The 9398-nt window shown below is 69.1% G+C and carries 5 protein-coding genes, 5 tRNA genes, 1 other RNA gene and 1 pseudogene; 1 reads left to right on the top strand and 11 read right to left on the bottom strand.

What is annotated here, in order from left to right; all coding sequences use genetic code 11:
• Both HV824_RS32615 and dnaX read right to left on the bottom strand, forming a co-directional pair.
• Positions 1–326: pseudogene (locus HV824_RS32615) on the bottom strand (hypothetical protein); the annotation flags it as partial.
• A 166-nt stretch (positions 327–492) separates the two neighbouring features.
• Complete coding sequence (gene dnaX, locus HV824_RS32620; protein WP_176418906.1) at positions 493–1701, bottom strand: DNA polymerase III subunit gamma/tau; 1209 nt, start codon at positions 1699–1701, stop codon at positions 493–495.
• A 262-nt stretch (positions 1702–1963) separates the two neighbouring features.
• On the opposite strand from dnaX, the gene HV824_RS32625 reads away from it, so the two are divergent.
• A complete protein-coding gene (locus HV824_RS32625; protein ID WP_255208521.1) occupies positions 1964–3316 on the top strand; it encodes a mannosyltransferase in 1353 nt (450 codons plus the stop codon).
• 65 nt (positions 3317–3381) lie between these two features.
• On the opposite strand, the gene ffs is transcribed toward HV824_RS32625, so the two are convergent.
• From ffs to HV824_RS32670, 9 genes are all read right to left on the bottom strand, one after another.
• Positions 3382–3474, bottom strand: an RNA gene (ffs, locus tag HV824_RS32630) — signal recognition particle sRNA small type.
• A gap of 30 nt (positions 3475–3504) precedes the next feature.
• Positions 3505–3591, bottom strand: a tRNA-Ser gene (locus tag HV824_RS32635).
• A gap of 12 nt (positions 3592–3603) precedes the next feature.
• Positions 3604–3690: transfer RNA gene (locus HV824_RS32640), tRNA-Ser, on the bottom strand.
• A 5-nt stretch (positions 3691–3695) separates the two neighbouring features.
• On the bottom strand, positions 3696–4160 hold the full coding sequence (gene tadA, locus HV824_RS32645) for a tRNA adenosine(34) deaminase TadA (protein ID WP_176418904.1): 465 nt from the start codon (positions 4158–4160) through the stop codon (positions 3696–3698).
• A gap of 20 nt (positions 4161–4180) precedes the next feature.
• A tRNA-Arg gene (locus tag HV824_RS32650) sits at positions 4181–4257 on the bottom strand.
• A gap of 29 nt (positions 4258–4286) precedes the next feature.
• Positions 4287–4376 (bottom strand) — tRNA-Ser (locus HV824_RS32655).
• 44 nt (positions 4377–4420) lie between these two features.
• Positions 4421–4507, bottom strand: a tRNA-Ser gene (locus HV824_RS32660).
• A gap of 93 nt (positions 4508–4600) precedes the next feature.
• Entirely contained in the window at positions 4601–5881 is a 1281-nt protein-coding gene (gene serS / locus HV824_RS32665; protein WP_176418928.1) for a serine--tRNA ligase, read from the bottom strand.
• Positions 5882–5997: 116 nt separating this feature from the next.
• A partial coding sequence (locus tag HV824_RS32670; protein ID WP_176424996.1) for a tetratricopeptide repeat protein occupies positions 5998–9398 on the bottom strand: 3401 nt, incomplete at its 5' end.

Below are 9398 nucleotides of genomic sequence, written 5' to 3' on the forward strand. Positions count from 1 at the left end.
GCCCCTACGTCCCCGCCCCCCGTGCCTCCCGCGGGCTCGGTGGTGCGCGACAGCGGCGTGGCGCCCGCGGGAGGCACGGGGGGCGGGGACGTAGGGGCCGTGGGCGCCTGGGCCGAGCCACCGTTGCGGAGGAACGAGAGCGGGCGCGCGGCGGAAGGTGACAGTCCATCCAGCACCGGGCCGGCGGGGACCACCTGAGTGGCCTGATAACCCTGGGGGGACGGGGTGGCGCCGCCACCGTTACGGAGGAACGACAGGGGGCGGGCCGCTGACGGTGACAGGCCCTCCATGTGGGGCCCGGGCGGCGGCGGCTCGGCCGGGGGCATGGCTCCAGCGTGGCCTATGCGCGGCGGCTCTTCCTGGCGCACGGCCGCCATCGGCGCCGGTGGCTCGCCGACGCGCGCAGGCGTCTGCCCTTCAGGCGCAGCCCTCGCTTCCCACGGTCGTGGGGCCGGGGCAGCGGCCTGCATCACGGATGCGTCGTGTCGTCCTTCAGGCGCGAAAGTTCGTGGGACTGGAGCGACCTCCCGGCGCTCCAGCGTTCGACTTCGCGGAACCTTCACCCATCCCCGCCGCGAGCTTGTCCACGCGGGCAAGCAGCTCGGGAATGGACCCCCCCGGCGACAACTGGATGGCCTTGAGCAGCGCCATCTCCAGGGCCAGCCGGGGCTGGGCCGCGCGCGACACGTCCCAGATGCAGCCGTGCACCACGTCGAAGAGGCGCGTGAGCTGCGCGGCCTCCGCGTCCTGAGCCAGCGCCACCAGCGCCTTCTGCTCGGACTCGGCCAGCTCGTCGGGCGCCTTGCCCAGCGTCTTGGTGACGAAGAGGTGCCGCAGCTGGAAGGCCAGCTCCTCTGCCAGGCGCTTCAAGTCCAGGCCGCGGTTGAAGACCTCCTCCACGCGCTCCAGCACCCGCTTCGCGTCCTTGTGGACGAGCGCATCGGCGAAGTCCTGCACCAACGTCCGGTCGATGGCGCCCAGCGCGTCGGCTACTTCCTCGTCGGAGGGGTTGGCGCCGCACGAGGCGAGCACCTGGTCCAGAAGGCTCAGCGCGTCGCGCATGCCACCTTCGGACTGGCGCACGACCAGCGACAGCGAGCGGTCGGAGATACCAGCGCCCTCCGCCTTGCAGATTTCCTGGAGCCGCTGAAGCATCCGCGCCGCCGGAATCCGACGGAAGTTGTGGCGCTGGCACCGCGACAGGATGGTGTCCGGGAGCTTGTGCGCCTCCGTGGTCGCGAAGATGAACTTCACGTGCCCGGGCGGCTCCTCCAGCGTCTTGAGCAGCGCGTTGAACGCCGCTCCCGACAGCATGTGGACCTCGTCGATGATGTAGATTTTGTGCCGGTCCCGCTGGGGCAGGTACTTCGCGTTCTCGCGAATCTCGCGGACGTTCTCGACGCCGTTGTTGGAGGCACCGTCGATTTCCGCGACGTCCACGCTGGTGCCGGCGGCAATCTCCGTGCAGGCACGGCACTCGCCACAAGGCTGGGCGGTGGGGCCCTTCTCACAGTTGAGCGCCTTGGCGAGCAGACGCGCGGCCGTCGTCTTGCCCACGCCACGAGGGCCACAGAACAGGTACGCGTGCGCGACCCGGTCCATCTTGATGGCGTTCGCGACCGTCCGGACGACGTGCTCCTGCCCGGTCATGTCGTCGAACTTCTGTGGGCGCCATTTGCGGGCGAGAACGAGGTAGCTCATGGGGGGCGTCATCTAAACACGGCGGCGTGAATGATCCATGTCGTTGCCCTCCCACGAGGTGGGATTCCACTCCCCGTCAGGCTCGGACCCAGGGTGGGCAACCGAACGCTTCACACCTTGCGTCCGGGAACGCGGGCGGGAAGAGTCGGCCGCGCCCGTGTCCGCGCCCCTCCTCGCCACGCCCACTGACGCCAACCCGACACCCGAGCCTACCTCGCTGGAGCCCGAGCTCACGCCGCCAGAGGCGCCGGCCCGGAGCTGGATGCGCTGGCTTCTGGGGGCCGTGGCGCTGCTGCCGGGCCTCATCGCGGTGGTGCAACTGGGCCGCATCCACCCGGATGAGGTGTACCAATCCCTGGAGCCCGCCTGGTGGCGCGTCCACGGCTACGGCGTCCTGGCGTGGGAGTGGCGTGAGGGCCTCCGCAACTGGGCCGTGCCCGGTGTCCTGGCCGGCTTCCTCAAGCTGGCGGACCTGCTGGGCATCACCCACCCACGGGCCTACCGCGTCCTGGTGGCCCTTCCACAGGTGGCCTTGCACGCCTGGAGTCTCTGGGCCGCGTACCGCTTCGCCCAGCGCCGCGCGGGGACCTTGGGTGGCCTGCTGTCGACGTTGCTCGTGGGGCTCTACGGACCGGTGCTCGTCTTCGCGGGGCGCACCATGGCCGAGTCAATCTCCGCCTCGCTGCTCATCGTCGCCGTGGAGGCGCTGGACCGCAGGGCGCGGCTCGCGAGGGCGGGGCTCGTGGGCGGCATGGCCCTGGGGCTGGCGGTGGTGGCCCGCTACCCGTCGGCCATCTTCGTCCTGGCGGCGCTGGTGTGGCTGGCGGCGGCGCGGCAGTGGCGGCTGCTCGCCTTCACCTGCGCGGGCGGGTTGGGCGTGGCGGTAGCGCTCGGCGCGCTGGACTGGGCGACGTGGGGCTCGCCGTTCCACTCCTTCTTCGCCTATGTCCGCTTCAACGTCCTCTCGGGGAAGGCCGCGGCCCAGTTCGGCGCCGATGCACCCAGCTTCTACGTGAAGCCGCTGTTCACCGCGGTGCCCCTCTGGGCCTGGGCCGCCGTGCCCGTGGGAGTCGCCGCGCTTCGCCGGCACCGCGCCGTGTCCCTGCCGCTGTGGTGCGCCGCCGTGTACACCGGCGTGCTCCTGGCCACCGCGCACAAGGAGGAGCGCTTCCTCTATCCCGGCCTGATGCTGGGGGTGCTGGCCGCGGCGCCACCCGTGGCGGCGGGCCTCGTCCAGCTTGCTCGGCCAACGAGGCGGTGGGGCCTGGCAGGACTCGCGCTGGTCGCCAGCCTGGCCTCGGCCGCCTTCTTTCCGTCCGGGGACCTGCGGGCAGACCAGCTCCGGGCGATTGTCGCCGCCACCCGGGGCAACGCGCGGGGGCTGCTCATCGTCAACGAGGGGCTGTGGGGCTCGGGCGGCTTCTTCTACCTGGGGAAGCGGATTCCCTGGCTCACCTGTGACTGGCCCCACGACGGCGCGTTCCAACGCGCGCTACGGGACAGGACGTTCAACCGCGCCGTCACCTTCGAGGACCGAGCGCTCGACGAGCTCCAGGCCGGCGGCTTCCACATCGTCCGGAAGGTGGGCCGCGAGACGATTCTCTCCCGCGAGTAGGGGAGGGGGGCGGCCAGCCCGCAAAGGCGAAGAGCCGGTGCCCTTTAGCAGGACACCGGCTCTTCAAAAGGACGGCCGGGACACACGCGGAAGTACGCTACCGTTGCTTCCTTCCGGACCTGGCGGGGTTCGCGCCCCCACGTTGTCCCGACCATAAGGGATGTAACCACGGACTGCAGAAACAACAACGGAGAGGGTGGGATTCGAACCCACGATACCCTTTCAGATATACACGCGTTCCAGGCGTGCGCCTTCAACCGCTCGGCCACCTCTCCAAAAATCTGGAGCGGAGAGCGTAGGATTCGAACCTACGATACCGTTACCGGTATGCCTGATTTCGAGTCAGGTGCCTTCGACCACTCGGCCAGCTCTCCAGTATTCAATTGTCACGTTTCTTCGTACGCAAGCGCCCGAAGAACGTCTTCAAAAGCAGGCGGCTCTCGTCCGCCAGGATACCACTCGTGACCTGGAGCCGGTGGTTGTGCCGAGGCTCTTCGACCAGGTTGTACAGCGAGCCCACCGCACCGGCCTTCGGATCGGATGCACCGAAAACGAGTCGTGTCACGCGAGACTGCACCAGTCCTCCGGCGCACATGGCACATGGCTCAAGCGTCACATACAGGGTGACACCCGAGAGCCGCCAGGCGCCGATTCTCCGGGCTGCGGCATCCATTGCCAACATTTCCGCGTGAGCGAGCGGATTGCGGTCCACTTCGCGGCGATTGAAACCAGTGCCAACGACTTCACCGTTCAGCACTGCCACCGCACCTACGGGGACCTCTCCGAGTTCCGCTGCTTCCCGCGCGAGCGATAACGCCTGCTGCATGAAAACTTCGTCACTCATGGAGAACTGCTCGAAAGAAGTGGCGCTCCCTGGAGGATTCGAACCTCCGGCCTTCGGATTCGTAGTCCGACGCTCTATCCAGCTGAGCTAAGGGAGCATTTCTTCCGGCGCTGCTACAACAACAAGTGGCGGAGAGAGAGGGATTCGAACCCTCGATACCCTTTCGAGTATGCAGGTTTAGCAAACCTGTGCCTTCAGCCTCTCGGCCATCTCTCCAACTCTTCTCTGTCAAAGAGCCAACAAACTCAAGAACAAAAACTCGGAGGCGGTAGGATTCGAACCTACGGAGAGCTTTCACCCTCTGCGGTTTTCAAGACCGCTGCCTTCAACCGCTCGGCCACGCCTCCATACCACCGGGGCCGACTTGGCACCCCCCGGACCGACGTCCGTGGGGCCGCCCTTCTACCTGATTCTTCGCGCGTTGCAAGTCGGATTCAGACTCAAATCGGTTTCAGTTCCTTCAAACCGCCCATGTACGGCACCAACGCCTCCGGAATGGCCACGCTTCCGTCCTCGCGCTGGTAGTTCTCCAGGATGGCGATGGTCGTCCGGCCGACCGCCAGGCCGCTGCCGTTGAGCGTGTGGGCGAGCTGGGGCTTGTCCCCCTTCTGGGCCCGGTAGCGAATCTTCGCCCGGCGGGCCTGGAAGTCGCCGCAGTCGGAGCAGGACGAAATCTCCCGGTAGCCGTTCTGTCCGGGGAGCCAGACCTCGATGTCGTACGTCTTCCGGGCGCTGAAGCCCATGTCTCCGGTGCACAGGAGCATGACGCGGTGGTGGAGGCCCAGGCGGCGGAGGATGTCGCAGGCGTCGTCCGTCATGGCCTCGAGCTCGTCCAGGCTCTTCTCCTGGTGGGCGAACTTCACCAGCTCCACCTTGTGGAACTGGTGCTGGCGGATGAGGCCGCGGGTGTCCCTGCCGGCGGCGCCCGCCTCGGCCCGGAAGCTGGGGCTGAAGGCGCAGTAGCGGATGGGCAGGGACTCGCCCTCCAGGATTTCGTCCGCGTGGTAGTTGGTGACGGGCACTTCCGCGGTGGGAATGAGGAAGCGCTCCGGCTCGCCCATCGTCTTGAAGGCGTCGTCCTCGAACTTGGGGAGCTGACCGGTGCCCATCATCGTCTCGCGCAGCACCAGGTAGGGCGGGAGCAGCTCCGTGTAGCCCTTGCTGGTGTGCACGTCGATCATGAAGGTGACGAGCGCCCGCTCCAGCCGGGCCAGCGCGCCCTTGTAGAAGGTGAAGCGGCTGCCGGACACCTTGGCGGCGCGCTCGAAGTCGAGCATGCCCAGCTTCTCCCCCAGCTCGAAGTGCTGCTTGGGGGCGAAGAGCAGGTCGGGCTTCGCTCCCCAGACGGCCACCTGGACGTTGTCCTCGGCGCCGCCGCCCACGGGGACGGAGTCATGGGGTACGTTGGGGATGAGCAGGAGGATGCGGTTGAGCTCCTCCTCCACGTCCTTGAGGCGCGCTTCCTTCTCCTTGATTTCCTGGGAGACGGCGCGGAGGTCGCCGCGGAGCGCGTCCAGCGCCTTCGGGTCCTCCTTCGCCTTGCGCTTCATCTCCTCGTTGGCGGCGTTGCGGCGCGCGGCCAGCGACTCCACGGAGACATACAGCTCGCGGCGCTCGGCGAAGAGCCGCTGGAAGGGGCCCAAATCCAGGTTGCCGCCCCGCGTCTTGAGCCGGGCGACCACCGCATCGAAGTTCTGCGCAACGTTCCGGAGGTCCAGCATGGAGCACGCCTTGTAGTCACCCCGGGTGAGGCCAGCAAGGTTCCTCACGCCTGGGGTGCTCAAGGCCGGACGCCGCGCCCCCTCCGCCCTGACTCCGGGGGGGAGGGGAGGCGACCTCAGTTCTGCAGGTCGTAGATTTCGTCCTCGATGTCCTTCTTGTCCGTCGCGTCCGGCTTGCGGGAGAGGTAGTCCTTGAAGGCCTGCACGGCCTCCCGGCGCTTGTTGCGCTCCTTATAGGCGAAGCCCAGGTAGTAGTAGGCCATGGGGTTCTCCGAATCGAGGCTGGTGGCCTTGCGGTACCAGTCGATGGCCTTGGCGTGCTGGGCCTGCTCGGTGAAGGCGCGGGCCACCTTGTAATAGACGTAGGTGAGCTTGGGGTCCGCCTTCAGGGCCGACTGGTACCGCTTGATGGCGTCGTTCCAGCGCGCGGCGGCGAAGTACGCATCACCAATGGAGCCCAGCACCCGCGTGCGGCGGGGGTCGGCCTTGAGGCTGGCCTCGAACGAGGTGATGGCCTCGTCGAACTGGCTGCCCTCCAGCAGTGCGTGCCCGAGCGCCTCGTGGGCGTCCGCGTGGGCGCCATCCAGCTCCACCGTCTTGCGCCACGCGCTCATGGCGTCCGGCAGGTTCTTCGCGTCCCGCAGGATGACGCCGTAGGCGTAGTGGTAGTCGGGGCGGTTGGGGGCCCGCTCCACGGCCTTGCGCATGTTGTCCAGGGCCTGGGTGAACTCCAGCCGCTTCGCCTTCACCAGCGCCAGGTAATAGAGCGCCTCGTGGTTGGAGGGCTCGTTGCTCAGCGCGAGGCCCAGGTTGCTCTCCGCGCCCGGCAAATCCCCGCGCTCCAGCAGCACGGCGCCCAGCGTAATCGGGATGGTGGTGGAGCGCGGGTCCTCCGTCTTGGCCTTCTCCAGCTCCGCCACGGCCTCTTCCAGCTGGCCCAGGCGCCACAGCACGAGCCCGCGCTGCAGCCGGCCGTCCTTCAGCAGGTGCGGGTCCAGCTCCAGGGCGCGGTTGGCCTCCGTCTTCGCCGTCTCCAGGTCGTCCGTCAGCAGGGCCACGCGGGACAGGCCCAGGTGGGCGTCCGCGAGGATGGGGTCGAGCTTCACGGAGCGCTCGAACTCCTGCTGGGCCAGCAGCGTGTTGTTCTCCGCCAGGGCCAGCTCGCCGAGGCCCGCGCGCACGCCCGCGTTCTCCGGTGCCTTCTTCGCCGCCTCCTCGAGCTGGGGCCGCGCCTCCGCGTTGCGGCGCTGGGCCAGGTAGAAGCGGCCCAGGTAGAGGCGGGCCTCCACCAGGTTGTCGTCCGCGGCGATGGCGCGCTTGTAGTGGCCCTCCGCGTCGGAGAGGTTGTCGAGCGCGTCCTCGATGCGTCCGTAGAGGTAGGCGATGCGCGCCTCGTTGGGGAACACGCCGTTGGCCTTCTTCACGGCCTCCAGCGCGTCCTGCATCTTTCCGGTCATCACCAGCGCGGTGATGTGGCCATCCGCGAACTCCAGGTTGTTGGGCTCCTCGGTCGCCAGGGCCTTGTAGATGGGCAGGGCGCCCTCGAAGTTGCGCTGCGCGCGCAGCACGCGCGCCAGCTGGCCACGGAGGAAGGTGGACTTCGCGTCCATCTCCAGGGCGGCCTTCAGCTCGGCCTCGGCCTCCTTCGGCTGGTGCTTCTGGAACATCGCCACGCCCTTGAGGCCGCGGGCGCGGGCGATCTCCGCGGGGCCCAGGGCGGACTGGACGTCCGCGGCCAGCGCCCGCTCCACGGCCTCCGTGCCCTTCGCCACGTCCTTGCGGACCAGCAGCTCCACCGCGGCCAGCTCCACCGCGGACGCCACGTGCTTGGGGTCCGCCTCCAGGGCCGCGGCATATGCGGCGGCGGCTTCGTCGGCGCGGTCGGCGGCCTGGTGCAGGTTGCCCACGGCGTGGTGGGCCTTGGCGGACTTGGGGTTCTTCGCCAGCACCTTGTTCAGCGTGTCCAGGGCGCGCTTCTCGTCGCGCTTCTGCGAGTAGGCCTCGGCCAAGAGGAAGGCCAGCTCCAGGTCACCCTGGGTGTCCTCGCGGCCGTAGGCGCCGCTCAGGGTGGGGATGACCGAGTCCGCCTGACGGGAGGTGAGGGCGATGGCCGCGGACGCCTTGATGACGTCCACGTCCTTCTCACCCAGGAACTCGATGTCCTCCAGGTCCTGCCGGCAGCGGCTCATCTCGTTCGGATTGCCCGCGGCGTAGCGGCGCTGGAGGTAGTAGACGGACTGGCACCACAGCGAGCGCACCTCCGGGTACTCCTTCTGCTGGAGCACCTTGGCGCTGAGCTCGCGGGCCTGCTTGTAGCTGTCGAAGGTGTCCGTGAGCAGCGCCTGCTTCGCGTCCGCCACCTGCTTCGCCTCGGCAGAGCCGTCGGAGACGCGGGCGGGGAAGAGGGCGCGGCGGCCGAAGGCGCCGTAGCGCGTGCCGAACTCCGTGCCCGCGCCGATGCCCGCCACCACCACGGCGACGCCCGCGGCAATCATCAGCGGGACGCGCTTCTTCCACTTCTCGGTGTTGCCGCTGCGGTCCACCACGGAGACCGCGGCCATGCGGCCTTCATAGAGCTGCTCCAGCCGTCTCATGTTGGCCTGCGGGCTGGCGCCGTCCACGCGAGGCGCGTCGATGACGTCCGCGGCGGGCGCGGCGGTGGGCGTCACCAGCTTGGCGGGGCCTTCCATCAGCCGCTGGATGGCGGCGGCGAAGATGGGCATCGTGCCGATGGCGGACCAGGTCTCCGAGTCCAGCGACACGTCCTCGTTTCCGAGGAGCTGCCCGTCCTCGAGCATCTTGACGATGACGCCCTCGTCGAACGGGCCGAACACCTTGCCCGAGCGCCGGCGGACGTGGAAGCGGCGCACCTTGGTGCCTGCCTGGGCGCCGCCGTCCTTGCCCGCCGCGTCGTCGATGAAGGACAGCATCTCCAGGCCGTCCGCGGGGCCCGCGTTGGGCGGCGGCGGCAGCGGGTCGGAGAGGTCCGCCTCCAGGTCGTCATCCGGCCGGGCGGTGGGGTCGAACTCGAGCGAGTCCGGGATGCCGGGCGACGGAGGCGCGCCGAAGTCCACGTCTCCGAAGTCCACGCCCGGGTTGACGGCGACGGCTGGCGCGGGGGCCGGAGGCTCCGCGAAGTCGATGGCGAAGGGATCCGCACCAGGCGCTGGCGCGGCGCCGAAATCGGCGGCGAACGGATCCGCCGCGGGGGCGGGGGCCGGTGGTGCGCTGAAGTCGACGGCGAACGGATCCGCGCCGGGCGCGGGCTCATTGAAGTCGAATGACAGGTCCGGTGCCGCGGGGGCCGGCAGGTCCGCGAACTCCAGGGCCTGGGGCGAGGCGGGCGCGGGCAGGTCGGAGAAGTCCGCTCCCGGAGGGGGCAGCGCGAACGGGTCCGCGTTCGCGGGGACGGGCAGCTCGGCGAAGTCGAAGGACGGCGCTCCCTCGGCGGACGGAGGCATCGCGTAGGGCGCGGCCTCGGGCGCGTCCGGCATCGCGTACGCGTCCGGCGCGAAGG

Origin of the sequence: Myxococcus sp. AM009 (genome assembly GCF_013372605.1) — a bacterium.
GTDB lineage: Bacteria > Myxococcota > Myxococcia > Myxococcales > Myxococcaceae > Myxococcus > Myxococcus vastator.